This window comes from Microbacterium sp. Root53 (assembly GCF_001426925.1).
GTDB lineage: Bacteria > Actinomycetota > Actinomycetes > Actinomycetales > Microbacteriaceae > Microbacterium.
In genome coordinates this window covers 1-24,389 of record NZ_LMFR01000003.1, presented here as the reverse complement: position 1 = coordinate 24,389, position 24,389 = coordinate 1, and the positions used below count along the sequence as shown (strand labels likewise).

The 24,389-nt window shown below is 71.3% G+C and carries 24 protein-coding genes and 3 tRNA genes; 8 read left to right on the top strand and 19 right to left on the bottom strand.

Annotation, left to right across the window (positions count from 1 at the left end):
* Positions 1–21: 21 nt before the first annotated feature.
* Together ASD19_RS02450 and ASD19_RS02445 are read right to left on the bottom strand one after the other, a co-directional pair.
* Positions 22–810 (bottom strand): carbon-nitrogen hydrolase family protein, encoded by a 789-nt coding sequence (locus tag ASD19_RS02450; RefSeq protein WP_200941041.1) that lies wholly within the window; start codon positions 808–810, stop codon positions 22–24.
* Positions 811–814: 4 nt separating this feature from the next.
* Positions 815–2,446 (bottom strand): flavin monoamine oxidase family protein, encoded by a 1,632-nt coding sequence (locus tag ASD19_RS02445; protein WP_055988566.1) that lies wholly within the window; start codon positions 2,444–2,446, stop codon positions 815–817.
* Between the two features lie 129 nt (positions 2,447–2,575).
* Between ASD19_RS02445 and ASD19_RS02440 the strand changes: the two genes are divergently transcribed.
* Positions 2,576–3,628, top strand: coding sequence for a diacylglycerol/lipid kinase family protein (locus ASD19_RS02440; RefSeq protein WP_055988481.1), 1,053 nt, complete (start codon positions 2,576–2,578; stop codon positions 3,626–3,628).
* A gap of 21 nt (positions 3,629–3,649) precedes the next feature.
* Here the strand turns inward: ASD19_RS02440 and cls are convergent, their stop codons facing one another.
* Both cls and ASD19_RS02430 read right to left on the bottom strand, forming a co-directional pair.
* The gene (gene cls, locus ASD19_RS02435) at positions 3,650–5,110 is read right to left on the bottom strand and encodes a cardiolipin synthase (protein ID WP_235562947.1); all 1,461 of its coding nucleotides are present in this window, start codon (positions 5,108–5,110) and stop codon (positions 3,650–3,652) included.
* Positions 5,111–5,188: 78 nt separating this feature from the next.
* Positions 5,189–5,389 (bottom strand): hypothetical protein, encoded by a 201-nt coding sequence (locus tag ASD19_RS02430; protein ID WP_055988479.1) that lies wholly within the window; start codon positions 5,387–5,389, stop codon positions 5,189–5,191.
* A 125-nt stretch (positions 5,390–5,514) separates the two neighbouring features.
* Here ASD19_RS02430 and ASD19_RS02425 point away from each other — a divergent pair, with 125 nt between their 5' ends.
* Entirely contained in the window at positions 5,515–6,627 is a 1,113-nt protein-coding gene (locus ASD19_RS02425; RefSeq protein ID WP_055988477.1) for a DUF4192 family protein, read from the top strand.
* 3 nt (positions 6,628–6,630) lie between these two features.
* Here ASD19_RS02425 and lysS read toward each other — a convergent pair whose 3' ends face one another.
* The 12 genes from lysS to tilS form a co-directional block, all read right to left on the bottom strand.
* Positions 6,631–8,151: a lysine--tRNA ligase gene (gene lysS, locus ASD19_RS02420; RefSeq protein WP_055988476.1), complete on the bottom strand. Its 1,521-nt coding sequence runs from the start codon at positions 8,149–8,151 to the stop codon at positions 6,631–6,633.
* 87 nt (positions 8,152–8,238) lie between these two features.
* On the bottom strand, positions 8,239–8,937 hold the full coding sequence (locus tag ASD19_RS02415; protein ID WP_055988473.1) for a DUF2520 domain-containing protein: 699 nt from the start codon (positions 8,935–8,937) through the stop codon (positions 8,239–8,241).
* A complete protein-coding gene (locus ASD19_RS02410; protein WP_235562944.1) occupies positions 8,934–10,634 on the bottom strand; it encodes a PH domain-containing protein in 1,701 nt (566 codons plus the stop codon). The genes ASD19_RS02415 and ASD19_RS02410 overlap by 4 nt, the downstream gene beginning before the upstream one ends.
* On the bottom strand, positions 10,631–11,275 hold the full coding sequence (locus ASD19_RS02405) for a PH domain-containing protein (protein WP_082542914.1): 645 nt from the start codon (positions 11,273–11,275) through the stop codon (positions 10,631–10,633). The genes ASD19_RS02410 and ASD19_RS02405 overlap by 4 nt, the downstream gene beginning before the upstream one ends.
* Complete coding sequence (locus tag ASD19_RS02400; RefSeq protein ID WP_055988471.1) at positions 11,226–11,729, bottom strand: DUF3180 domain-containing protein; 504 nt, start codon at positions 11,727–11,729, stop codon at positions 11,226–11,228. The genes ASD19_RS02405 and ASD19_RS02400 overlap by 50 nt, the downstream gene beginning before the upstream one ends.
* Positions 11,726–12,262, bottom strand: a complete 537-nt coding sequence (folK, locus tag ASD19_RS02395) for a 2-amino-4-hydroxy-6-hydroxymethyldihydropteridine diphosphokinase (protein ID WP_055988469.1) — start codon at positions 12,260–12,262, stop codon at positions 11,726–11,728. The genes ASD19_RS02400 and folK overlap by 4 nt, the downstream gene beginning before the upstream one ends.
* Entirely contained in the window at positions 12,259–12,657 is a 399-nt protein-coding gene (folB, locus tag ASD19_RS02390; protein ID WP_200941040.1) for a dihydroneopterin aldolase, read from the bottom strand. The genes folK and folB overlap by 4 nt, the downstream gene beginning before the upstream one ends.
* Positions 12,654–13,475: a dihydropteroate synthase gene (gene folP / locus ASD19_RS02385; RefSeq protein WP_055988467.1), complete on the bottom strand. Its 822-nt coding sequence runs from the start codon at positions 13,473–13,475 to the stop codon at positions 12,654–12,656. The genes folB and folP overlap by 4 nt, the downstream gene beginning before the upstream one ends.
* Positions 13,472–14,059, bottom strand: coding sequence for a GTP cyclohydrolase I (gene folE / locus ASD19_RS02380; protein WP_055988465.1), 588 nt, complete (start codon positions 14,057–14,059; stop codon positions 13,472–13,474). Before folE ends, folP begins: the two co-directional genes overlap by 4 nt.
* An 8-nt stretch (positions 14,060–14,067) precedes the next feature.
* Positions 14,068–16,071 (bottom strand): ATP-dependent zinc metalloprotease FtsH, encoded by a 2,004-nt coding sequence (gene ftsH / locus ASD19_RS02375; RefSeq protein ID WP_055988463.1) that lies wholly within the window; start codon positions 16,069–16,071, stop codon positions 14,068–14,070.
* Positions 16,072–16,351: 280 nt separating this feature from the next.
* Positions 16,352–16,903, bottom strand: coding sequence for a hypoxanthine phosphoribosyltransferase (gene hpt, locus ASD19_RS02370; protein WP_055988462.1), 552 nt, complete (start codon positions 16,901–16,903; stop codon positions 16,352–16,354).
* Positions 16,904–16,924: 21 nt separating this feature from the next.
* Entirely contained in the window at positions 16,925–17,902 is a 978-nt protein-coding gene (gene tilS / locus ASD19_RS02365) for a tRNA lysidine(34) synthetase TilS (protein WP_055988460.1), read from the bottom strand.
* A gap of 103 nt (positions 17,903–18,005) precedes the next feature.
* Between tilS and ASD19_RS02360 the strand changes: the two genes are divergently transcribed.
* Entirely contained in the window at positions 18,006–18,542 is a 537-nt protein-coding gene (locus ASD19_RS02360) for an inorganic diphosphatase (RefSeq protein ID WP_055988458.1), read from the top strand.
* A gap of 84 nt (positions 18,543–18,626) precedes the next feature.
* On the opposite strand, the gene ASD19_RS02355 is transcribed toward ASD19_RS02360, so the two are convergent.
* Positions 18,627–20,084, bottom strand: coding sequence for a peptidoglycan DD-metalloendopeptidase family protein (locus tag ASD19_RS02355; RefSeq protein ID WP_308067705.1), 1,458 nt, complete (start codon positions 20,082–20,084; stop codon positions 18,627–18,629).
* Positions 20,085–20,271: 187 nt separating this feature from the next.
* On the opposite strand from ASD19_RS02355, the gene ASD19_RS02350 reads away from it, so the two are divergent.
* The 4 genes from ASD19_RS02350 (at position 20,272) to ASD19_RS02335 (ending at position 21,558) form a co-directional block, all read left to right on the top strand.
* Positions 20,272–20,344, top strand: a tRNA-Glu gene (locus ASD19_RS02350).
* A 26-nt stretch (positions 20,345–20,370) separates the two neighbouring features.
* Positions 20,371–20,444, top strand: a tRNA-Asp gene (locus tag ASD19_RS02345).
* A gap of 69 nt (positions 20,445–20,513) precedes the next feature.
* Positions 20,514–20,589: transfer RNA gene (locus ASD19_RS02340), tRNA-Phe, on the top strand.
* 486 nt (positions 20,590–21,075) lie between these two features.
* Positions 21,076–21,558, top strand: coding sequence for a hypothetical protein (locus ASD19_RS02335; protein ID WP_055988454.1), 483 nt, complete (start codon positions 21,076–21,078; stop codon positions 21,556–21,558).
* Here ASD19_RS02335 and ASD19_RS02330 read toward each other — a convergent pair.
* Entirely contained in the window at positions 21,510–22,922 is a 1,413-nt protein-coding gene (locus ASD19_RS02330) for an MBL fold metallo-hydrolase (protein ID WP_055988452.1), read from the bottom strand. The genes ASD19_RS02335 and ASD19_RS02330 overlap by 49 nt on opposite strands.
* 184 nt (positions 22,923–23,106) lie before the next feature.
* Positions 23,107–23,469, bottom strand: a complete 363-nt coding sequence (gene trxA / locus ASD19_RS02325) for a thioredoxin (RefSeq protein WP_055988450.1) — start codon at positions 23,467–23,469, stop codon at positions 23,107–23,109.
* 306 nt (positions 23,470–23,775) lie between these two features.
* Between trxA and ASD19_RS02315 the strand changes: the two genes are divergently transcribed.
* On the top strand, positions 23,776–24,072 hold the full coding sequence (locus ASD19_RS02315) for a metal-sensitive transcriptional regulator (protein ID WP_055988447.1): 297 nt from the start codon (positions 23,776–23,778) through the stop codon (positions 24,070–24,072).
* Positions 24,073–24,389: the final 317 nt, after the last annotated feature.

Genomic DNA, 24,389 nt, shown 5'->3' with positions numbered 1-24,389 from the left:
GCGAGTCGAAACGGCAGCGACTCACACGAACAGGTCGCCGCGCCGGTCGCGGAGGTACGGCTGCGGGGCGCCCGTGAGGTCGGCGATCAGCAGCTCCTCGCCCTCGGCCGCGCCGAGCGCGAGCACCGAACCGTCGGCGCCGCACACCGTGCTGAGGCCCGCGTAGACCTGCTCGCTCCCGCCTTCGAAAGACTCCGTGCCGCAGTAGTTGGCGTAGGCGAGCGCGACGCCGTTCTCGTACGCGCGGGCCCGCACGAGCACGGTCGACACGATCTCGTACGGCACCATGTTCGCGGTCGGGACGAGCACGGCCTCGGCGCCGTCCAGCGCGAGCGAGCGCACGGCCTCGGGGAACTCCACGTCGTAGCAGATCAGCATCCCGATCCGGCGTCCGCGGAACTCGAACGCCGCGGGCCGCTCGGTCGCGCGCGCGAACCGCTCGGTGTCGAGCCCGCCGAACAGGTGCGCCTTGCGGTGGGCGCCGACCGCGCGCCCGCCGTCGATCAGCTGCGCGGCGTTGGCCACCGCGCCGTCGGGCAGCAGCTCGGGGTACCCGTACGCGACCGCGACCCCGGTGCGCCGCGTGATCTCGGCGACGGCGGAGGCGATCGGCCCGTCCGCCGGCTCGGCGAGCGCGCGCGTCCGCTCGGCGCCGATGTCGTATCCCGTGACGAACATCTCGGGCGTGACCAGAACGTCCGCGCCCTCGGCCGCCGCACGCTCGCACGCCGCCTCGAGCCGCGCCAGGTTGCCCGCGACGTCTCCCGGCAGCGAGGCGCACTGCCAGACCGCGACGCGCAGCGGGGTCATCCGATCACTCCGGCAGCGCCACGGGCGCGAGCTCGTCGAACCGGTCGCCCGGGCCGGGGTTGTCGGGGTGGCTCGCGCCGCCGAAGTGGTGCATCACGCCCCACACCGCGTTGAGCGCCGTCTGCACCGCGCCCTCGGCCCAGGCCGGGGTGAAAGACACGTCGTCGCCCGCGATGAAGATGCCGCGCTCGTCCGCGGGCGCGCCGTCCTGCATGAAGTGCGTGTACATCCGGTGGTTGTACCGGTAGTGGCCGGGAAGCGCGCCCTTGAACGCCCCGAGGAAGTACGGGTCGTCCTCCCACGTGACCGTGACGGGGTCGCCCACGATGTGCGCGCGGATGTCGACATCCGGATAGATCTTGGCGAGCGCGTTCAGGGCCAGGTCCACGCGGCGGTCCACCGAGTGCGGAAGCATCTTGAGCGAGTCGGACATCCACGAGTACGACAGGCAGATCACCGCGGGGCGGCCCGGTCCGTTGTCGAACAGGTAGGTGCCGCGCGTCAGGCGGTCGGTGAGGGTCATGCTCATGACGTCGCGCCCGGTCTCCGGATCCGTGCGCTTCCAGAACGGCTCGTCGACCATCACGAAGGTCTTGGTCGACTGCATGTAGCGCGTGCGGTCGAGCGCCATCCACATGTCCTGCGAGAACAGGCTCTCGTCGCAGTCGATCTCGGTGGTCAGCAGCCAGCTCTGGCACGTCGCGACGACCGCGTCGTGCGAGCGCTCGGTGCCCCAGCGGTCGCGCACGACGAACCGGCCGTCGTCGGCGCGCGAGATCGCGGCCGCGGCCGGCAGGGTCGCCCCGCCGTGCAGCGACGCCAGCGTCGTGCCCTCCGGCCACGGGCTTCCCGCGCGCGCGGGCAGGTCCCACAGGCCGCGGGGCAGCTGCTCGACGCCGCCCTCGATCAGGCGCTGGTCGGTGTCGCATTCGAGCACGGCCACGCGCAGGATCTCGAGCATCGAGTTCGGGAAGTCGGAGTCCCAGCCGCCCGTTCCGAACCCGACCTGGCCGAACGCCTCGCGGTGCCGGAAGCTCAGCTTCGAGAACGCCTGCGAGCTGGCGATGAAGTCGTAGAACGTGCGGTCGTCCCACGTGGCGACCAGCTCGTCCCAGTGCCGCTTGAGCGCGACGGCGTCCCGGGCGCGGATCGCGTCCTGCAGCGCCGTGAAGCCGATCTCCTCGAGCGCGGCGTCCCACGCATCCGACACCTCGCGGAAGAACTCGGGCAGGTCGTCGAGCGTGCGGCCGTAGTGCGTCTCGCCCCACAGGTCGATCACGGTGCTGCCCGCCGCCTCGGTGAGCGGGTTCGGGAAGGGACGGTGCGTCAGCCCCAGTGCGTCGGCGTAGTGGAAGAACCCGCGCCCCGAGATCGGGAAGCGCATGCCGCCCAGCTCGGCGATCGCGCCGTCGCCGCCCTCGAACCGGTGCGTGCGCAGCCGGCCGCCGATGCGCGTGGGCTCGTAGATCACGGGAGCGAGGCCCAGGCTCATGAGCTCGTACGCCGTCACCATGCCGGCCAAGCCGGCGCCGATGACGGCCACCTCGCGCCCGTGCGCCTCCCGCGGGATCTCGCCGAGGCCGGCCGGATGCGAGATCCAGTCATCGAATGGGAACGGGAAATCCGGGCCGAACATCGTGATGCCGGCGGGTTCGCCGGGTCCGGTCAGGAAGCCTTCGTCGGGTGGCGTCGTCGTCACGTCCGGAGTCTATCCGCCGGCTGTCAACCCGCCGCCGCGACCCGGCCGCGGCCCTAGGCTGGCGGCATGAGCGATGACAGCACCGCCCAGGACCCCGCCCGCCGCCGCGCGGCGCTCGTGTTCAACCCCATCAAGGTCGACGGACCGACGCTGTGCGCCCTCGTGGAGCGCCACTCGGCCGAGGCCGGATGGGAGCCGCCGCTGCTGCTCGAGACGTCGGTCGAGGACCCCGGCCAGCACACCACGCGCGAGGCCCTCGAGGAGGGCGCCACGGCGGTGCTCGTCGCGGGCGGCGACGGCACGGTGCGCGCCGTGACCGAGGCGATGCGCGGCTCCGGCGTGCCCCTCACGATCATCCCGAGCGGGACCGGGAACCTGCTGGCCCGGAACCTGCTGCTGCCGCTCGACGGCCAGGACACCATGGTCGCCGCCACGTTCGACGGCGAGACCGTCGACGTCGACATCTGCGTCGCGACTCTCCGCCGGCCCGACGGCCACTCCGAGGAGCACGCGTTCGTCGTGATGGCGGGCATGGGCCTGGACGCCGCGATGATCGCGAACACCAAGGAAGACCTGAAGAAGTCGATGGGATGGGTCGCGTACGTGGACGGCGCCGCCCGCTCGCTCGCGGGCGCCGAGCCGTTCCGCGTCGTGTACGAGATCGTGCGGGAGAAGACCCGCCAGGGCATCACCCGCGCGGTGCCCACCTCGGCGCGGCTGCATTCCGCGAAGGTGCAGAGCATCCTGTTCGCGAACTGCGGCGAGCTGCCGGGTGGCATCTCGCTGATCCCCGACGGCTCCATCATCGACGGCCAGCTGGACGTCGCGCTCGTGCAGCCGACCGGGCCGCTTGGCTGGCTCGGCGTCTGGCGCAAGGTGTGGTGGGACAACTCGGTGCTGCGGCGCACGCGGGCCGGGCGCGCGGTGCTCGAGCGCCGCGGCCGCAGCACGTCGGTGCACTACCTGCGCGGCGTCGCCGCCGAGGCGGCCACCCCGATCCCGCAGCCGGTCGAGCTCGACGGCGACGAGTTCGGCGAGGCCACGCGCGTGTCGTGCCGGGTCGAGAAGGGCGGCCTGCTGGTCACCGTCCCGAAGGGCCACAAGATCACCGCGATGTGATGCGGGCGCGGCGGTCGGCCTCTACTGCAGCGCGGACGTCAGGCGCGCGAGGTTGTCGAGCACGGTCGAGCGCAGCGGCTGCTGGAGCCACTCCTCGAGCGTGAGCTCCCGGCTGAGCTCGCGGTACTGGGCCTCGAGCTGCCGCATCTGCTGCACGAACTCCTCGCCGCGCACCAGCAGCGAGATCTCGAGATTGAGGCCGAACGAGCGCATGTCCATGTTGCTCGACCCGATCACGGCGATCTCGTCGTCGATCGTGAGGCCCTTCGTGTGCAGGATGTACGGCTTCGGGTAGAGCCGGATCTGCACGCCCGCGCGCAGCAGCGCCTCGTAGTAGCTGCGCTGCGCGTGATACACGACCGCCTGGTCGCCCTCCTCCGACACGAACAGCTCGACGTGCACGCCGCGCTTGGTCGCGGCGGTGATCGCGAGCAGCAGCGCCTCGTCGGGGACGAAGTACGGGCTGATCATGATGATCTTGCGCTGCGCCGCGTACAGCAGCCCGAGGAACAGGCGGAGGTTGTTCTCGAACTCGAAGCCGGGGCCCGACGGCACGACCTGGCAGTCGAGGTCGCCCGTGCCGGCATCCATGCGCTTGAGGTCGATGCCCTCGGGCAGCGAGTCGGCCTCGCTGTACCAGTCGGACAGGAACACCGCGTTCACGCTCGACACGATCGGCCCGTCGAGGCGCACCATGACGTCGACCCACTGCAGCCCGCGCCGGATGTTCGCCTTCAGGTTGTAGCTGCGATCCGTGATGTTCTGCGAGCCGAGGAACGCCACGTCGCCGTCGACCACGACGATCTTGCGGTGGTTGCGCAGGTCGGGCCGCTGCCACTGCCCCTTGAGCGGCCGGATGGGCAGCGCGAAGCGCCACTCCGCGCCCATGGCGTCGAGTCGCTTGAGCGTGCGGCGGTGGAACGGCTTGACGAGATTGGCCCAGTGGTCGAGCAGCACGCGCACGGGGATGCCGCGGGCCCGCACCTCCTCGAGCGCGCGGAAGAAGTCGTCGGTCGAGTCGTCGGACTTGAAGATGAAGAACTCGACGTGCACGTACTCGCGCGCCTCGCGGATGGCCGCGGCCATCTCGGCGAGGCTGCCCTGGTAGTCGCTGATGAGGCGGACGCCGTTGTCGCCCGTGAGCGGCATGGCGCCGAGCTCGCGGTTCATGCGCACGAGCGACGTGAACCACGCCGGCTCGTTCGGACGCAGGCTGCCGCGCTCGAGCTGATCGCGCGCGGCGTGGATGTAACGGTTGATCTGCTCCTGGCGGCGCCGCCGGTGACGGGGCAGGCGCGGGTTCCCGATCAGGAGGAACAGCAGCGCGCCCGCGATCGGGAAGAAGAAGACGGCCAGCATCCAGGCCATGCCCGCGGTCGGGCGCCGGTTCGGCGGGATGACGATGATCGCCCCGATCCGGATGGTGATGTCGATGACCGTGAGCACGAGGATCCACCACGGCGTGGCGAGGATCACGTCGATCACGGCATCACCTCTTCCCCCGGTAGGACACCAGCGTAATGCTCCGGGGAGACATGCCCGGGCGGCGATGGGAGCCGGTCAGTCGGCGGTGGTCTGGTCCTGGTCGTCGGCGCGCGGGGGCATGCCGCGACGGGCGCGCTCCTCGGCCTCGATGCGCGCGTAGGCGCGGCGCTCGGTGCGATCGAACCGCAGGATGCTGCGCAGGATGTACCAGAACACGACGCAGATCACGAGGGTCGGCAGGAGCGACCACACGACGGCCGACCAGTAACTGTCCACGCTGCCATGGTACGCGCGCGGCCTGGGAGGCCGCCCGGGCCGGACGGTCGTCCCCAGGCCGGTTCCGGCGTCCGGTTCGTCCCGCCCCCTGCCGCGGCATCGCGCCGGGCCGCGACGATCGGCGCATGACCACCGTGATCCGCACCTCGGAGCCCGCCGACCTCCTGTCCCTCGTGCCGCACCTCGCGGAGTGCACGCCGCGCGAGAGCCTCGTGCTCGTGCCGTTCGCCGCACGGCGCACGCTCGGCGCCATGCGCGTCGACCTGCCGCGAGCCTCGCCCGACGGCGGCGGCGACCTGGCCGAGTACGCCGCCACGGTGGTCGGCATGCTCTGCCGCGTGCAGGAGGCCACGCGCGTCGCGGTCGTGGTCTACACGGACTCCCCCTACCGCGATCCCGACGGCAGGATCGCGCGCGCGTCGCTCGTGCAGGAGGTGATCCGCCGCGCCGACGAGTGCGGGCTCGAGCTGGTCGACGCGCTGTGCGTGGCGGCCGACGGCTGGGGCGCGTACCTCGAGCCCGACGGCCCGTTCGCGGGCCGGCCGCTGTCGGACATCCGCCCCGACGACTTCGAGTTCGACGACGATCGCCCGATCGATGTGAGCCGGGCCCAGTCCGACGGATGCGAGCTGCCGCCCAGCGACCTGGCCGAGCGGGAGCTCGTGGCGCGGGAGCTGAGCCGCATGTCCCTCAGGCTCGGCGACGCCACCCTTCCCGCCGTGATCGAGCACGCCATCGAGGAGGAGGCCGACGACCTGCCGCCCCGCGCGCTCGCGCTGCTGATCCACCTGCTCGACCGCCCGGCGCTGCGCGACGTCGCCCTGACGCAGTGGTGCGGCGGATACGACGAGGGCGTCGCGACGCAGGCATGGCAGCTCGCCTGGTCGCGCGGCGACGTCGCGCTGCCGGACGGGCCGCTGCGGCTGGCCGGCGAGGGCCCGCGCCCGAAGGCCCGGCGGCTCGAGCGCGCGCTGGAGCTCGCCAAGCGCCTCGCGTCCTGCGCGCCGCGCGCGCATCGCGCGGGCCCTCTGGTCGCGGCCGCGTGGCTGTCCTGGGCGCTCGGCCGGTCCACCCACGCGGCGCACTTCACAGGGCTGGTGCGCGAACTGGATCCGGATCACGGGCTGGCCGACATCCTCACGACCATGCTCGCGGCCGGGCACCTGCCCGAGTGGGTGTTCGACCGCCCGGTGCCGCGCGGCCGGGCCCGACGCGCGAAGCGCCGCGGCCGCCGGTGACGGCTACTTGACGAGCGGGAAGAGGATCGTCTCGCGGATGCCGAGGCCGGTGAGCGTCATGAGCAGGCGGTCGATGCCCATGCCCATGCCGCCGGTCGGGGGCATGCCGTGCTCGAGCGCGCGCACGAAGTCCTCGTCGATGCGCATGGCCTCGTCGTCGCCGCGGTCGGCGAGCTTGGCCTGCTCGACGAAGCGCTCGCGCTGGATCACGGGGTCGACGAGCTCGGAGTAGCCCGTGCCCTGCTCGTAGCCGTTGATGTAGAGGTCCCACTTCTCGACCACGCCCGGGATCGAGCGGTGCTCGCGCACCAGCGGGCTGGTGTCGACCGGGAAGTCCATCACGAAGGTCGGCTTGGTGAGGTGCGTCTTGACGAAGTGCTCCCACAGCTCCTCGACGAGCTTGCCGTGCGTGGCGTGCGGCGGCACGTCCACGCCGCTCTTCTCGGCGAGCGCGACGAGCTCCTCGAGCGACGTCTCGGGCGTGACCTCGACGCCCGCGGCCTCCGACAGCGACGGGTACATCGAGATGCGGTCCCACTGGCCGCCCAGGTCGTACTCGGTGCCGTCGGCCCACGTGACCGTGGTGGATCCGGCGACCGCGATCGCGGCGTTCTGGATCAGCTCCTGCGTCAGGTCGGCGATGCCGTTGTAGTCGGTGTAGGCCTGGTAGGCCTCGAGCATCGCGAACTCGGGGCTGTGCGTGGAGTCGGCGCCCTCGTTGCGGAAGTTGCGGTTGATCTCGAACACCCGGTCGATGCCGCCCACGACCGCGCGCTTGAGGTACAGCTCCGGCGCGATGCGCATGTAGAGGTCGATGTCGAACGCGTTCGAGTGTGTGATGAACGGACGCGCGGTCGCGCCGCCCGGCTGCACCTGCAGCATGGGCGTCTCGACCTCGAGGAAGTCGTGCGCCGCGAACGTGGCACGCAGGCTCGCCATCACGGCGGCGCGCGTGCGCACCGTGGTGCGGGCCTGCTCGCGCACGATCAGGTCGAGGTAGCGCTGGCGGACCCGCGTCTCCTCGTTCAGCTCGGTGTACATGTTCGGCAGCGGCAGGACGGCCTTGGCCGCGATCTGCCACTCCGACACCATGATCGACAGCTCGCCGCGGCGGCTGGAGATGATCTCGCCCGACACCGCGACGTGGTCGCCCAGGTCGACGAGCTCCTTCCAGCGCTGGAGCGACTCGTGGCCCACGTTCGCGAGCGAGACCATGGCCTGGATGCGCGATCCGTCGCCGGCCTGCAGCGTCGCGAAGCAGAGCTTGCCGGTGTTGCGGCTGAACACGATGCGGCCCGCGACCGCGGCCTGCTCGCCGGTCTCGGCGCCCGCCTCGAGCTCGCCGTACTGCTCGCGCAGGGCCGGGATCGTGTGGGTGACGGGCACGACCACGGGGTAGGCGCCGCCGGCAGCGCTCTCGCGCTCCGCGATCAGGCGCTCGCGCTTCGCGAGGCGCACCGCCTTCTGCTCGAAGATGTCCTCGTCGGTCGGCTCGGACGGGGTCTCGGCAGGGGTGTCGGTCATGAAGAAGCTCCTCGGAAGTCTGCCCTCAAGTCTATGGGCGCGCCGCGGGCCATCCTGTGCGTCCCGACAGCACTGACCCGGGACCGGTCACTCGTCCGGCGGCGTGAGGGGCGGGTCTCCCTCGGTCAGGGCGTGGTCGACCGTGGAGCGGACGAGCGCGGAGAGGTAGCCGCCCGGGTTGTCGAAGCCGATGCCGCGCAGGATGCCGGTGGCCTGGCGCACGATCTGGCGCGAGAACTCGGATGCGGTCTCGATCGCCTCGGCGTAGGCGGCGCGGTCCTCCTCGGCGACGACGACCGGCTCGCATCCCAGCTCGACCGCGAGCGCCTGCGCGATCGGCAGCACGGCGGCGGGCGCCGTGACCGCGGCGTAGGAGGCCGCGAGCTGACGCAGGTCCATGCTCGTGCCGGTGAACGCGATGGCCGGATGCACCGCGAGCGGGATCGCCCCGCGCTCGGCCGCGGGACGCAGCACCTCGATGCCGTGGGCCGCGTCGGTGTGCAGCACGAGCTGCCCGATCTGCCAGGCCTCGAGATCCGCGAGGCCCGCCACGAGCCCCGCGAGCTCCGCCCGCGGCACCGCGACGATCACGAGCTCGCTGCGGCGCACGACCTCGAGCGCGTCGAGCACGGGCACGCCGGGCAGGATGGCCTCGACGCGCTCGTCGTCCGAGCCGCTCGTGATGCCGGTCAGCGCATGCCCCGCGCCGGCGAGCGCGGCGCCGATCACGGGACCCACCCGCCCGGCGCCGATGATGCCCACGCCGAGCCGTCCGTCGCGCCTCATGCCTCGCGCTCCGGGGCCGCGGCGGCCACGTGCTGCATCCAGCGATGGCTGCGGTCCTCGGCGGCGGCCGCGACCGCGCCACGGCTGACGCTCTGCAGCAGCTCGACCGCGTCGTCGCGCTCGAGGCCCGTGACCCGGCCCGACACGGGGCCCATCACGGTGTGGGCCTGCGCCCACGCGAGCCGCTGCAACCGGTCGACGGGGCCCTGCGCGATCGAGAAGCCCTGCAGGCGCGCGAGCGGGAAGACCGCGAGCCTGCGCCAGATCCGGCCCCGGCGCAGCAGCAGCGCGTACGCCGTGACGAACGCGCCGTGGCGCCGCCACGACACGGGCCGCCGCCACCAGCCGCGCGCCGGGATGGTCCGGAACGGGTCTCCGGCGGCGGGCCCCAGCAGGCCGTGCTCCCACACAAGGGCGCGGTCGGCGTGCGGCATGTCGGGCAGGATGAGGCCGAGCACGCGCTCGACGTCCTCGCGCGTGCCGACGGGCAGCACCGTGTTGAACTGCTGGCCCGCGGAGGACTGGTCCTGCATCATGCTCTTGCCGCTCATCCGGTTGATCCGGATGGACCACCAGCCGAAGGGCCGCCACAGCAGGGCCTGCGACACCTCGACCGCGAAGATCCGGCCGGGCGGCAGCGTCTCGGTCACCGTCGTGAACAGGCCGAACGTCACGCGCACGCCGTCGGGCGTCGGCGCGATCGAGTAGCGCAGCGACCGCGCGATCTGCGACCACAGCACCGCGAAGACCGTGAGGACCGCGGGAAGGCCGGTGCCGAGGGCCGTGCCCGCGAGCAGCAGCAGGCCGCCGGGATCGTCGGCGACGTTCGCGGCGGCCACCGCGAGCGCGACCCCGACCGCGAGGAACGCGAAGCCGATCCACGGGAGCGCCGAGAGCGCATGCGCGCCGACGAGGCGGCCGGCCGGGATCTTCACGACGCTCTCGGGCACGAGATCGGCGTGATCGACGCCCTCGATCATCCCGGTCACGCCGCCGTTGAGCGCCTGGATGAGCCGCTCCCGCGGCGCGGGCGCGATCCCCGCGGCGGCGTCGCGCGCGGCCTGCCGCGCGGCGCGGGCGCCCGAGGCGAGGCGCAGGATGTCGCCGCGCACGCGCTCCGCGCGCTCGGTCGCGAGGTACTCGAGCGCGACGTTGGCGTCGGCGCCCGCGCCGACGACCTCGAGCTTGGCCATGCCGATCAGCCGCGCAGGGAACGGCCGCGTGAGGTTGACGCCCTGCACGCGGTCGAGCGGCGCCCTGCGGTGCGAGCGGAAGACCAGGCCGCGACGCACCTCGACGTCGTCGCCCGTGATCCGGAACTGGTGGAACCGCCACTGCACCCAGAACGCCCCGACGAGCACGGCGAGGACGATCAGCAGGGCGAGCAGGGCCCACACGAGCAGGCCGTTCCGGATGATCCAACCGAACGGGTCCGAGCCGGGGTCCGGCTGGTCCTCGCCGAGATCCACGCCGGGCGCGAGCACCGCGACGAACCAGTAGACGAGCTGGTCGCGCAGGTTGCCGATCACGATGCCGGCGACGATGATCAGCGCGAGCCCGCCCTTGAACAGCGGTGTGAGCGGATGCATGCGGTGCCACTCGCCGTCCGCGAGCGACGAGGCGCCGCCCCCGCTCGGCAGCGCGCCGGGCGCGGGCGGCTCCGCGAGAGGCCGCGGCGGCAGGGCCGGGTCGGTCACAGCCCGGTCCGCCTCGTCTCGGCGACGTGGATCAGCGTGTCGCGCAGCGCCTCGGAGGCCTCGCGGCCCAGCCCGGGGATCTCCACGCCCGTGGTCGCGGCGGCCGTGACCATCTTGAGCTTGGCGATCCCGAACGCGCGGTCGAGCGGGCCGTGCGTGATGTCGACGAGCTGCAGGCGCCCGTAGGGCACCGCGACCATGCGCTGCCACAGGATGCCCTTGCGGAACACGATGTCGTCGTCGCGGAGCATGTAGCCGAGGGCCCGCGCCTGTCGCGGCAGCACGAGCTGCGAGATCAGCGTGATCGCCACGAGCACGCCGGCGGGAATCCACGCCCACACCTGGCCGAGCGCGACCGCCGGGACGGCGGCGAGGCCCAGCACCACGACCACGAAAATGGCGTTCTGCAGCGTCTGCGACGCGACGTACCGGGGCGAGATCTGGTGCCACGTGCCGTCGAGCGCGAGACGTGCGGCCGAGCGCGGCTCGCGGATCGCGGTGTACGTGCCCTGGTCCAGGACCGCCGGCGCGGGAGTGGCGGCCGACGGCTGAGGCGCCACCGACGGCTCGGGCGGCGCCGCGGGCGGCACGTCAGCGCCCGCGGGCGGCTCCGGGTTCGGCGTCGTCTGGCTCTCGGTCATCCGGATCCTTTGCACCAGCGTCGGGGGGAAGGCTGCAGAACTGCTCGGCGATCAGGGCCGCCACGACCAGCACGACCCCCGCCGCGATCGTCGCGATGGTCGTCGCCATCGAGCCTAGCGGCGGGGTCACCGGCCGCGTCGCGACGTACAGCAGCAGCCCGGCGGCCACGCCGCCGACCGCGGCGCCGACGATGCTCGACGCCTTCGCGAGCATCGCGATGCGAACCGCGCGGAACGGGTCGACGCGGGGCGCGTCCGCACGCCGCACCGAACGCCGCACGGGCCACGCCAGCGCGACGCACAGCGCGCCGAGCAGCACGAGCAGGATGGGCAGCCCGGCGGCCGGGGTGAACGTGGCGCGGCCGCCCATCGTCAGCACGTGGTCGACCAGGAACCCCGCGCCGCCGCCCAGCACGGCGGCGACGATCAGCGCCAGCGGCGAGGTGCGGGTCACCCCTCGTCCTCCCGCAGGGCCCGGAGAAGGTCGGCGACCCGCCCGCGGCCAGGCAGGACGGCGTCGGGATCGACCTCGAGCCAGGGCGCCAGCACGAAGTCGCGCTCGGCGGCGCGCGGGTGCGGGAGCTTCAGCTTCTCGTCGTCCGAGGTCAGCTCGCCGTACGCGATCAGGTCGAGATCGAGGGTGCGGGCGCCCCAGCGCTCGCGTCGCTCGCGCCCGTGCCGCGCCTCGATCGCGTGCAGCAGCCCCAGCAGCACGCTCGCATCCAGGCGCGTGCGCACGAGCGCGACGGCGTTCAGGTACGCAGGCTCGGACTCATCCGGGCCGTCCAGCGTCAGGGCGACGGACTCGATCGGGGTCGACGCGACGACGTCCTCCACGAGCGGCAGGCGGCGCAGCTCGGCGAGCGCCTGCGCGATGGTCGCGGCGCGGTCGCCGAGGTTGGCGCCCAGCGCGACCACGGCGGTCACGGGCTCGCGGCGCTCGACCGGCGGCATCCCGTCGAGCGGCCTCGTGAGGTCGCGGCTCATCTGTGCTTCCCCTCGCGGTGCGGCGGAAGGTCGCGCGAGGCGTGGACCGTGACCGACACGTCCTGGAACTGCGCCGCGATCGGCGCCTGCGGCTTGTGGACCGTCACGGCCGCGTGCGAGATGCGCTCGTCCTCCATGACGGCGTCCGCGATGCGGTGCGCGAGGGTCTCGATCAGGTTGACGGGCTCGCCGCCGACGATCGCGACGATCTTCTCGGCGAGCTCGCCGTAGTGCACGGTGTCGGCCACGTCGTCCGTCTCGGCCGCGCGCGCGGTCGACAGACCGAGCCGCACATCGATCACGAAGTCCTGCCCGTTCTCGCGCTCGAAGTCGAAGACCCCGTGCCGCCCGAACGCGCGCAGCCCGGTCAGCTCGATCATGTCCACGAAGTTCACTTCGCCTCGCTCCGCTCGCTCGGCACGCCGCCCTGCCAGGCCTCGACCACGGCGATCGCGTCGCGCGTGGCCTGCACGTCGTGCACCCGCACCGCGTGGATGCCGCGCGCCGCGGCGAGCGCGCTGGTCACGGCCGTCGCGAGGTCCTTGCGCTCGATCCGGGCGTCCTCCCCCAGGGCGGAGGCCAGGAACCGCTTGCGCGACGTCCCGATCAGGACGGGGAATCCCAGTTGCTGAACCGCGTCGAGCTCGCGCAGCAGCGCCCAGTTCTGGTCGCCGGCCTTCGCGAAGCCCACGCCCGGGTCCAGGATGATCCGCTCGCGCGGGATGCCCGCCGCGAGGGCGGCATCGACCCGCTCGGTCAGCTCCGCCGCGACCTCGCGGCCGATGTCGGCGTACTCGGCCTTGGCGTACATGTCCGCGGAGGGCCCGCGCCAGTGCCCCAGCGCGATGAGCCCATCCGACGCGGCCACCACGCGCAGGATCTCGGGGTCGGCGAGTCCGCCCGCCACGTCGTTGACGATCGCCGCGCCCGCCTCGACGGCTGCCCGCGCGGTCTCGGCGCGGTACGTGTCGACGCTGACGACGGCGCCGTCGGCCGCGAGCGCCTCGATCACGGGCAGGACGCGGCGGATCTCCTCCTCCGCGCCGACCGGCTCCGCCCCGGGCCGAGTCGACTCGCCCCCGATGTCGAGCACGTCGGCGCCCTGGGCGCGCAGCAGCCGCCCGTGGGCGATCGCGCGCTCGGGCTCCAAGTACCGGCCGCCGTCGCTGAACGAGTCCGGCGTGACGTTGACGATGCCCCAGACCTGCGTCATCCGTGCACCCCGATCAGGGCGATGGCCTCGGCACGCAGCGCGGCGTCCGTGAGCTCGCCACGGACGGCGACCGTGACGGTCGTGCTCTCGGTCTGCCGGGATCCACGCATGGTCACGCACTGATGGGAGGCGTCCAGGACGACGAGCACACCGCGAGCATCGATCGACGACGCGATCGTGTCGGCGATCTGCTCGCCGAGCCGCTCCTGCACCTGCGGCCGGGCCGCCAGGATCTCGACCACCTTCGGCAGGGCGCCGAGCCCCACGACCTGCTCCCCGGGCAGGTAGGCGATGTGCGCGTGGCCCGCGAACGGCAGCAGGTGGTGCTCGCACGTCGAGCGGAAGCGCACGTCGCGCAGGATCACCACCCCGGACGGCAGCGTATCGGGAGCCGGCCCGTGCGTCACGCTGATCGTGTGCGACAGCGGCTCGGCCGGATCCTGTCCCACTCCCCCGTACATCTCCACCGCGGCATCCGCGACGCGCTGCGGCGTCTGGCGCAGGCCCGGCCGGTCCGGATCCTCGCCGATCGCGATCAGCAGCTCGCGGGTCAGCGCGGCGATGCGCTCCCTGTCGACGGCCACGGCGCCTCCTACGCGGTGGCCGGGCGCGCCTGGCCGGTCGCCGGGCGGTGCGTCGCGGTCTTCGCGGTCTGCTCGGTGGCGGCCGAGGCGGCGACGCCTGCGGCGTCGGCGCGGCGCGGCACCTGGACGGGCGGCAGCGGCGAGACGGGGCGCTCCTCGCTCGAGAGCCACTGCGGGCGCGGCGGCAGCTTCTTGATGTCCTTGAAGATGTCCTCGAGCTGCGTGTGGTCGAGCGTCTCGTGTTCGAGCAGCTCGAGCGCGAGGCGGTCGAGCACGTCGCGGTTCTCGTTGATCACCTGGTACGCCTCGTTGTGCGCCTGCTCGATCAGTCCGCGCACCTGCTCGTCGATGCGCTCGGCGAGGCGGTCGGAGTAGTCGCGTCCGTGACCCATGTCGCGGCCCATGAACACCTCGCCGCTGGAGGACGCGAGCTTGACCGGGCCGACCTCGGTGGTCATGCCGTACTCGGTGACCATCTTGCGGGCGATCCCGGTGGCCTTCTCGATGTCGTTCGACGCGCCCGTGGTCGGGTCGTGGAACACGATCTCCTCGGCGACGCGGCCGCCCATGGCGTAGGCGAGCTGGTCCTGCAGCTCGTTGCGGGTGACGGAGTACTTGTCCTCGAGCGGCAGCACCATCGTGTAGCCAAGGGCCTTGCCGCGCGGCAGGATCGTGATCTTCGTCACGGGGTCGGTGTGGTTCATCGCCGCCGCGGCGAGCGCGTGGCCGCCCTCGTGGTACGCGGTGATGAGCTTCTCCTTGTCGTTCATCACGCGGGTGCGGCGCTGCGGGCCGGCGATCACGCGGTCGATCGCCTCGTCGAGCGCGCGGTTGTCGATCAGCTGCGCGTTCGAGCGGGCCGTGAGCAGCGCGGCCTCGTTGAGGACGTTCGCCAGGTCCGCGCCCGTGAAGCCGGGGGTCTTGCGGGCCACGACGTCGAGATCGACGCTGTCGGCCAGTGGCTTGCCGCGGCCGTGCACCTCGAGGATGCGGCGACGGCCGGCGAGGTCCGGTGCGTCCACGCCGATCTGGCGGTCGAAGCGGCCGGGACGCAGCAGCGCCGGGTCGAGGATGTCGGGGCGGTTGGTCGCCGCGATCACGATGACGTTGGCCTTGGGGTCGAAGCCGTCCATCTCGACGAGCATCTGGTTCAGCGTCTGCTCGCGCTCGTCGTGACCGCCGCCCATGCCGGCGCCGCGGTGGCGGCCGACGGCGTCGATCTCGTCGATGAAGATGATGGCCGGCGCGTTCTCCTTGGCCTGTTTGAACAGGTCGCGCACGCGGCTCGCGCCGACGCCGACGAACATCTCGACGAAGTCCGAGCCCGAGATCGAGTAGAACGGCACGCCGGCCTCGCCCGCGACCGCGCGCGCCAGCAGCGTCTTGCCCGTGCCGGGAGGGCCGTACAGCAGCACGCCCTTCGGGATGCGCGCGCCGAGGGCCTGGTACTTGGCCGGGTCCTTCAGGAAGTCCTTGATCTCCTGCAGCTCCTCGAGCGCCTCGTCGGCGCCCGCGACATCCGCGAACGTGACGTCCGGATGCTCCTTGTTCGCGAGCTTGGCGCGCGACTTGCCGAACTGCATGACCTTGCCGCCGCCGCCCTGGGTGCTCGAGATCAGGAACCAGAACAGCACGCCGAGCAGCAGGATGGGCAGCAGCAGCGAGAGCAGGCTGTCGAACCAGGTGGCGCGCGGCACGGCGTCGTTGTAGCCGTCGGCGGGCGCGGCCGCGTCGACCGCCTCGACCACCTCGGCCGCGCGAGCCTCGACGTAGTAGAACTGCACGTGACTGGTGCCCTCGTGCGGCTCGGACAGGTGCAGGTCGACCCGCTGGTCGCCGTCGGTGATCAGCACCTCCTGCACGGTGCCGCCGTCGAGCAGTTCGAGGCCCTCCTGCGTCGTCACCTGGCGCGTGCCCGTGAGGCTGGAGATGAGCGAGAACCCGACGACGAGCAGCACGCCGATCAGCAGGACGTAGATCAGCGGGTTGCGGGTGAGCTTCTTGAAGTCCATGGTTCGGGGGTCCTCCCCCTGCCCCTCCTGTCGTGCGCGCTGTCGCTCCGGCGACGTTGCTTCACGTTACCCCGCGCCGCTTATGCGCCGTCTGGGATTCGCCCATGGCGTACGGACCCCCGGCGGAACCGATCTGCCGTCGTGCGAGCGAAGCGAGCGTGCCGCGGATGCGGCCGAACGCAGCGCGAAGCGCTGCCGACGGGAGCGTCAGCGACCGTCCTCGCTCGCGAGTGTCCGGCGCGGAGCGTCGGCGCGAGCGTGCGAGGCGCTTCTGAAAAAACTATGCATACACATGCGGGGCGAGCACGGCGACGTCGCGGAGGTTGCGGTAGCGCTCGGCGTAGTCGAGGCCGTAGCCGACGACGAACTCGTTGGGGATGTCGAAGCCCAGGTACTTGCAGTCGATCTCGACCTTGGCGGCCTCGGGCTTGCGCAGCAGCGCGAGCACCTCGATGGACTCGGCGCCGCGCGACGCGAAGTTGTCGAGCAGCCAGCTGAGCGTCAGGCCCGAGTCGATGATGTCCTCGACGATCAGCACGTCCCAGCCGCCCAGGTCGGTGTCGAGGTCCTTGCGGATCTGCACGACGCCGCTCGACTTGGTGGAGCTGCCGTAGCTGGAGACGGCCATCCAGTCCATTGCGATGTCCCGCGTGAGGTGGCGCGCGAAGTCGGCCATGACCATGACCGCGCCCTTGAGCACGCCGACCAGCAGCAGCTTGCGCCCGGCGTAGTCGGCCTCGACGCGACGCGCGAGCTCCGCGAGCTTCTCGTTGATCTGCTCCTCGGTGACGAGGACGGAGGTGAGGTCGTTCGGGATGTCTGCCGCGCGCATGGCGGGCAGTCTATCCGCGCACTATCGACGCGCGGTGAAGACGATCAGGCCGCCGCGGCGCGCGGCCGTGCAGACCGGCAGGTCGATCGGCCCCTGGCCCGCCCAGTCGGTCACCAGCCGGGCCACCTCGAGCGTCTGCACGCGGGTCAGCGCGACGCCGAACTCGCTCTGCACGACGTGCCGGATGATCCGGTTCCGCAGCGCGGCCGGGTTCGCGGCGAGCGCGGGCACCGAGACGGCGATGCCGGCCTCGGCGGGCTCGACGATGTCCTCGATGGTCTCGTCGATCATCTCGGCGAACGCCTCGGCGTCCTCGCGCAACTGCTCGGCGGTGCGCGCGAGGGCCTCGGCGATGCCCGGCCCCAGCTCCGCCTCCAGCACCGGCAGCACCCGCTCGCGCACGCGCACGCGCGAGAACCGCTCGTCGGCGTTGTGCGGGTCCTCCCATGCCGCGAGCCCGAGCGCCGCGCACGCCTCGCGCGTGACCGAACGCCGCAGCGCGAGCAGCGGACGCAGCCACAGGATGCCGCGCTCGTCGCGCCGCGCGGGTGCCATGCCCGCCAGGCTCGTGCCGCCGGCGCCGCGCGCGAGGCCGAGCAGCACGGTCTCGGCCTGGTCGTCCAGCGTGTGGCCGAGGAGGACGGCCGCGGCGCCTTCCGCGGCGTCGCGCAGCGCGCCGTACCGGGCATCTCGCGCGGCGGCCTCGGGCCCGCCATCCGTTCCCACCTCGACGCGCACGACGCGGGACTCGATCCCCAGTTCCGCGGCCTGCGCGGACGCGCGCTCCGCGACCCGGGCGGAGCCGTCCTGCAGGCCGTGGTCGACCGTGACGCTCGTCACGCGCATCCCGCGCGGGCGCGCCTCGTGCGCGGCGGCCGCGGCGAGCGCGAGCGAGTCCGCGCCGCCCGAGAGGGCGATCAGCACCGTCGCGCCGTCGTCGAGCGCGGACAGCGCGGTGCGGACGGCGAGACGCACGGCGGCGACGGACGGATCGAGCACGCGTCAACGGTATCGGCCTGAGAACCGCGCCACTCAGCGGCACCCGGAGCGGAACAGTAGGCTTGACGCGGCTACATCCCACTGATTTCAAGGAGCAACCCGCATGGGCGCCTACGACGCAGTCATCGAGATCCCGCGCGGCAGCCGCGTGAAGTACGAGGTCGACCACGGCACGGGCCGCGTCTTCCTCGACCGCGTGCTGTACACGACGTTCGGCTACCCGACCGACTACGGATTCTTCGAGAACACGCTCGGCGAGGACGGCGACCCGCTGGACGTGCTGGTCGTCATGGACCACGCCGTGTACCCGGGCGTGGGCGTCAAGGTGCGCCCCGTCGCGGTCCTGAAGATGAAGGACGAGGCCGGCGGCGACGACAAGGTCATCGCGGTGCTCGCGAAGGACCCGCGCTGGGAGCACATCCAGGACATCGGCGACCTGGCGGAGTACACGAAGAAGGAGATCGAGCACTTCTTCGAGCACTACAAGGACCTCGAGCCCAACAAGTGGGTCAAGGTCGACCAGTGGGGCGACGCCGCCGAGGCCGAGCGCCTGGTGACCGAGGCCTACGAGCGCTTCGAGCAGCACGAGGGCGAGACCCGCACCCAGGGCGAGGGCGAGTTCCCCGACACGCGCGCCTGACGCAGATCCGCACACGCGGAAGGGGCCCGGCCCGCTCGATCGAGCGGCCGGGCCCCTTTCACACTCTGTCGGGGAAGCGCCGGGTCAGACGTAGACGCCGCGGTCGGCCATCCACGGGATCGGGTTGGTCGGCGCCCCGCCGAGGTAGACCTCGAAGTGCAGGTGGCAGCCGAACGAGTTGCCCGTGTTGCCCTCGTACGCGATGACCTGGCCGGCGCGCACGTACTGGCCCCAGCCGACCAGGATGCCGCCGCCCACGATGTGCGCGTAGCCCGTGCCCACGCCGTTGCCGTGGTCGAGACGGATGTAGTTGCCGTAGCCGCCGTTAAGGCCCGCGTAGGTGACGGTGCCGTTCGCGGCCGCGTAGATCGGCGCGCCGCAGCCGGCGGCGAGGTCGACGCCCGCGTGGAAGGTCGATCCGCAGTAGCTCGGGCCGCACATCTTGGGGCGCGAGCCGTAGCCGGAGGTGCGCCATCCGTCGCTCGGGCGGGCCCATCCGGAGCCCTGCGGCGCGCCGCCGCTGCTCGCGGGCGCGGGCGATCCGCCCCCGCCGCTGGGCTTCGCCGCCGCGGCGGCCGCAGCCGCCGCCTCGCGCGCCCGGCGGGCGGCCTCCTCGGCGGCCTTCCTGCGGCGCTCCTCTTCCTTGCGGCGCTGCTCTTCCTCGTAGGCCTTCTTGGCCGCGACGCCCTTCTCGTAGTCGGCGACCGTCTTGCTGGTGGTGTCGCGGAGCGCGGCGAGCTGGGCCTCGAGGGTCACCATGTGCTCCTGCTGCTGCGCGAGCGCCTCCTCGGCGGCGATCTGCGCGTTCTGCGCCGCGATCATCTTCTCTTCGGCGATCTTCTGCAGGCGGTCGCGCTCGGCGCGGGCGACCTCGGCCTGGTCCGAGAGGGACTGGGCGGAGTCGCGGGCCGCGGCCGCCTCGGCGTAGATCGTCTCGCTGCCGGCGATGAGCTTGTCCATCTGGCCGAGCTTGGTGAGCAGCTCGTCGGCGCTCGCGGCCGACCCGGCGAACAGCACCTCGAGCGACGTGCCGTCCCCGCCCGCGCGCGACAGCTGCGACGCGACGCGCGCTGCGTTGGTCGCGGCGGTGTCGGCGAGCGCGGCCTGCTCGTCGGCCTGCTTCTGCAGCTCCTCGGCGCGGTACGAGGCCTCGAAGAAGGCCTGCTGCGCCTCGTAGTACTCGTTCGCGGCCTGCTGAGCGGCGGCGCGGGTCTCCTCCACGCGGCGCTGCAGCTGCGCGATCATGTCCTCGAGGCGGCGGATCTCGCCTTCCTTGTCGGACTGGTTGCGCTTGGCGCGCTCGACGTCCTCCCACGAGGGGTAGTCGTCGGGGTTGTAGGTCACGGCGAAGGCGCTGCCCGCGCCCGAGAGGCCCACCCCCAGGGTGACCGCTCCGACGCCCGCGAGCGCGAGCGCCGTGCGGCGCGAGAACGGCACCCACAGGCGGCGTCGCTCAGCGGCGGTCGGAGCGCAGTCGCACTCTTCCGCTGTGGACTCCAGGGCGTCCATCGGGCTGGTCACCGCCTGTTTCACATCCGTCACACTAACAACATCCGTCTCACTTGCAACACCCCGGGGCGCGCGGCACCGCGGCTCGGGAGGGCCGGGAGGGCGCGTTCATCCTCGCCGCGAAACGCCCGGGATGCGGGAGGACGCGCCCCGAATTGGAAAATCCGCAGCGCTCCGCTTATGCTTGATCGTCGGCACGTGAGCCCCGGCGGTTCACCCCGGCCCCATCGTTTAGCGGCCTAGGACGCCGCCCTTTCACGGCGGTAGCACGGGTTCGAATCCCGTTGGGGTCACACGAGCTGATACAATTCCATAGTTTGGCCCTGTAGCGCAGTTGGTTAGCGTGCCGCCCTGTCACGGCGGAGGTCGCGGGTTCAAGTCCCGTCAGGGTCGCTCCGAGCGACGGGCCTTCTTTCACGAGGAGGCCTTTCGTCTAGGACGCGACAGGTTCGCCTCTCGCGAGGCTCTGTAGCTCAGTTGGTAGAGCGCACGACTGAAAATCGTGAGGTCACGGGATCGACGCCCGTCGGAGCCACCACCTGAAACCCCCGGTTCGCCGGGGGTTTTCTCGTTGCTGCGGATGGTCCTGGGTTGGACCGGTCCCGGGTTGTGCCGGTTTTGTGCCGGTACAGGGCTCAAGGGATCTGCACCGCGATGACCCCGCGACCTGGGGATAAGGTGCCCCCGTGCCCCGAACCAGGTTCATCATCCCCGGCGAGCAGATCTCACGTGTCCCGCTGCTCAAGCTTGTGCGAGCAAACAAGTTGGCGGCGGAGATCTACCAGGACTTCGTCGCATGGAGCGAATCGGGCTCGCCTCACACCCGTTCAGAGTTCAGCGCAGACCGAAAGACCGCACTCCTCCGCGCCGCACTCCCGTCCGCACCGCCGATTGACGACTGGGCTCTGAGGTACGGTGACGCGTCCACAACTTCCGCGCCGCGCTCGATGGGCTCGCGTGGGAGGTCGCTCATCTCGACGGCGGGCAGCCGAGCCGCAACTCCGCCCGCAAGCTCTACTTCCCGATGGCCAAGACTGAGTCTCGCTGGAACGAGCTGGTCCGCACCACGTTGGCAAGCATCACCGACGACGTGTTGGAGAGGATCAGGTCGGTGCAGCCGTTCATGGCGTCCGACCCGCAAGCGTTTGCCCTGCCGCTGCTGCACGAACTGGATCTCGATGACAAGCATCGCGCCGCGCTCCAGATCCACTTAACTGCCCGCGACCGACAGACCCTCATGTTGATGATGCGCTTCCAGGCCGGACATCCGATCGAAGGAGATCCGATCATTCAAGATGGCTACGAGTTCCTTGCAGATGGGTTGGAGGTGCGCAACGGCCTAGAGATCGCGAGTGGCTATGTCAACCGGATACGAGACCGTTGTGTCGGTCTGATTCGAGACCACCTCGGGCGCGGCGTTGACCATCATCCGAGTTCATCGAGGTCCCACCGCGGGAGTCAGGCGGCCGGTCGGGTTGCGTCGGGTAGCGCCGACCATGCGGCGTAGCTGCCCTCTAGTTCGGCGATGTCGTAGCCGGCCCGCCGCAGGGCACTCGCGGTGACGCTGTTGCGGACACCGCTCTGGCAGTAAGTCACGATGGTGCCGGTCTCAGGCAGTCCGTCGGTGTGCCACATGACGCGACCGCCGGACATCTGGTCGGCGCCGGGGATGTGGCCGGCGGCGAACTCCGTCCGGTTGCGCACATCCAGCAGAAGCGCGCGATCGATCTGACCGAGCCGATCCGGCGCGACAGTCTTGGGACGCACCAATGAAAGACCCTCGATGGTCGTGATGAAGCCTTGTACGTTGTCGATGCCGACCCGGATGAGGTGGTCGCGGATCCGCTCTGCGGCGGCCCGGGAGTCGGCCAGCAACACGAGGGGCCGGAACTCGGTTTCGGGGTCGTAGACCCACGATCCGTAGGTGGCCGCTTTGGCTTCGCCCGGCACGTTCAGCGAACGCGCGACCGTTCCTTCGTGCACCTGACTGTGATGACGGGTGTCGACGAAGATCACCCGATCCTCTGCCAGGGCGACGAGCAGCTCGGCTGTCGTGTACTCGCTCAGCGTCGGCAACTCTCCGATCACGGCCGGTCCCACACGATTCTGTGTCTTCATCCGCGCGAAGTAGGCGTGGGCATCGGGCTGGTCGCTCAGCAGCGCCTCGACGAAGCCCTGCTCGTCGTCGTTGGCGAGGTACGAACCCCACCAGGAGAAGCGACGCTCGTACCCGACCGTGGAGGCGGCGATCGCTCCCAGCGCCTTTCCGCAGGCGGATCCGGATCCGTGCGCGGGAAGCACCTGCACGTAGTCGGGAAGTGTGAGGAAGTGATCGCGCAGGCTCGCGAACAGTGCGTGGGCGCCTGCGAAGCGGGTGTCTACGCCTCCGGCTGCCTCGTCGAGCAGGTCGGGCCGGCCGACGTCTCCGACGAAGACGAAGTCGCCCGTGAGCATGTAGCCGGGTTCGTTGGTCTGAGCGCCGTCGGTGATGAGGAAGGACAGGTGCTCGGGAGTGTGTCCGGGGGTGTGAACGGCTTCCAGCGTGACGTTCCCCAGCGTGATCTGGTGACCGTGCTTCATGCGCACGGCGGTGTCGAAGCCTGCCCCATACGTCCAGTCCGGGCCGCCCTCGTCGGATACGTACGCGGTCGCGCCGGTGTGCGCAGCGAGCTCGCGCGTGCCGGACAGGTAGTCGGCATGGATGTGCGTCTCGGTCACTGCGACGATGCGCATGCCGTGCTTGCCGGCGAGATCCAGATAAGCGCCGATATCGCGTCGTGGGTCCACCACGACGGCCTCGCCGCTGCGCTGGCAGCCGATCAGGTAGCTGGCCTGTGCGAGGTCTTCGTCGTAGATGCGCTCAAGCAGCATCGCGATCGCTCCTTTCCTCGTGATCCGTGATCAGTTGCATGAGCAGCGTTCGTTCTCGGGGACTCCTGTGAGGGCCTGCTCGATGTGCTGGCCGCAGCCGTCCCACGTGGGCTTGCCGCACGCAGGGCAGATGATTCGTGCGCACATGGCGTTCCTTTCGGGGCTCTTAGTCTGTGTGAGTTGGTTAGGCGGTGCGCTGCGCGAGCTGCCGGTGAACCTCGTCCATGTCGAGTTCACGCGCCTTCTGGATCAGCAGCTCGAGTTGCGGTGTCGGGAGCGCGCCGGGCTGGGAGTACACGAGCACTCCGTCGCGGAACACCATGAGCGTCGGGATCGAGGTGATGCGGTTAGCCGCCGAGAGTTCAGGCTCAGCCTCGGTGTCGACCTTTGCGAACACCACGTCGCGGTGGCGGTTCGAGGCGGACTCGAACACGGGCGCGAAGGCGCGGCACGGGCCGCACCAGGCAGCCCAGAAGTCCACGAGCACGATGCCGGTGGCGGTGACGGTGCTCTCGAACGTCTCAGCAGTCAGGTTCTTTGTAGGCATGCGCGTCCTCCGACCTCAGCGTCCGAACAGGCGTGACCAGAACCCGCCGCGGTTCGCCTGTGCCGCCTCCAGCTCCGCGGCGGTGTGCTGACCACCGCACCAGTCGGAGCTCGCGACGCTGCTCTTCACCGCCGCGACATGCTGGCCGCAGCCGGCCCATGTCGTCTTGCCGCACGTGCGGCACATCACTGCTCGGCACATCTGCGCATCCCTTCGCTATACCCGGGGGAGTATTCGCCGCCGGTAGCCCGACTATACCCCCGGGGGTATGCTGGTTGTCAACTCGGGCTCGCGAAAGGACCTCTCATGGCAAGCACACCCACACTCGCGGACGCGGCACCGGAGCACGACCAGGAGGCAAAGCGCAAGGTCGTCAACCGGCTCCGCCGAGCACACGGGCAGCTGGCAGCGGTCATCACCGCCGTCGAACAGGACGCCCACTGCCGCGACGTCGTGCAGCAGCTCGCCGCCGTCTCGAAGGCGCTCGACAGGGCCGGCTTCCTCGTCATCTCAAGCGCCCTCCGCGAGTGCCTCGCCGACCCAGACGCAGAAGATGCCACACGCCCCGAAGAACTCGAGAAACTCTTCCTCTCCCTCGCATAGCCCTAGCGGAAGGAAGGCGTGCTAACGCGCCTCGCGCGTCGCCCTGGTCAGTGGCTGGTTCGCCCCCTGGTGGAGACCAAGTGCGGTCGGATCATCCGGTCTGCGACGATTCCCGTGATGACGGCGAAGACAACCTTGTGAAGCACGTCGACCACCAGCTCGCGTCGGGGCCAGGTGTGCGGTGGGGCGCCGACGCCGGTCGCGTTCTCAACGGTCGGGTCTGCTGAACGAAGTGGTGACAGTTTCGGTTAGGCCGCGAGGGCCAGGTTCTGGTTCATGATGGTCTCGAACTCGATCGGCGTCAAACGGCCCAGACG

Bases quoted from the DNA above. Each gene is read 5' to 3' on its own strand.
- ASD19_RS02445 (WP_055988566.1), bottom strand. From the start codon at position 2,446: ATGTTCGGCCCGGATTTCCCGTTCCCATTCGATGACTGGATCTCGCAT.
- ASD19_RS02330 (WP_055988452.1), bottom strand. From the start codon at position 22,922: ATGCTGCTTGAGCGCATCTACGACGAAGACCTCGCACAGGCCAGCTAC.
- ASD19_RS02425 (WP_055988477.1), top strand. From the start codon at position 5,515: ATGACCACCGTGATCCGCACCTCGGAGCCCGCCGACCTCCTGTCCCTC.
- ASD19_RS02360 (WP_055988458.1), top strand. From the start codon at position 18,006: ATGGGCGCCTACGACGCAGTCATCGAGATCCCGCGCGGCAGCCGCGTG.
- ASD19_RS02335 (WP_055988454.1), top strand. From the start codon at position 21,076: ATGGCCAAGACTGAGTCTCGCTGGAACGAGCTGGTCCGCACCACGTTG.
- ftsH (WP_055988463.1), bottom strand. From the start codon at position 16,071: ATGGACTTCAAGAAGCTCACCCGCAACCCGCTGATCTACGTCCTGCTG.
- ASD19_RS02415 (WP_055988473.1), bottom strand. From the start codon at position 8,937: ATGAGGCGCGACGGACGGCTCGGCGTGGGCATCATCGGCGCCGGGCGG.
- hpt (WP_055988462.1), bottom strand. From the start codon at position 16,903: ATGCGCGCGGCAGACATCCCGAACGACCTCACCTCCGTCCTCGTCACC.
- ASD19_RS02315 (WP_055988447.1), top strand. From the start codon at position 23,776: ATGGCAAGCACACCCACACTCGCGGACGCGGCACCGGAGCACGACCAG.
- lysS (WP_055988476.1), bottom strand. From the start codon at position 8,151: ATGACCGACACCCCTGCCGAGACCCCGTCCGAGCCGACCGACGAGGAC.
- ASD19_RS02440 (WP_055988481.1), top strand. From the start codon at position 2,576: ATGAGCGATGACAGCACCGCCCAGGACCCCGCCCGCCGCCGCGCGGCG.
- ASD19_RS02405 (WP_082542914.1), bottom strand. From the start codon at position 11,275: ATGACCGAGAGCCAGACGACGCCGAACCCGGAGCCGCCCGCGGGCGCT.
- ASD19_RS02450 (WP_200941041.1), bottom strand. From the start codon at position 810: ATGACCCCGCTGCGCGTCGCGGTCTGGCAGTGCGCCTCGCTGCCGGGA.
- trxA (WP_055988450.1), bottom strand. From the start codon at position 23,469: ATGCCTACAAAGAACCTGACTGCTGAGACGTTCGAGAGCACCGTCACC.
- folP (WP_055988467.1), bottom strand. From the start codon at position 13,475: ATGACGCAGGTCTGGGGCATCGTCAACGTCACGCCGGACTCGTTCAGC.
- folK (WP_055988469.1), bottom strand. From the start codon at position 12,262: ATGAGCCGCGACCTCACGAGGCCGCTCGACGGGATGCCGCCGGTCGAG.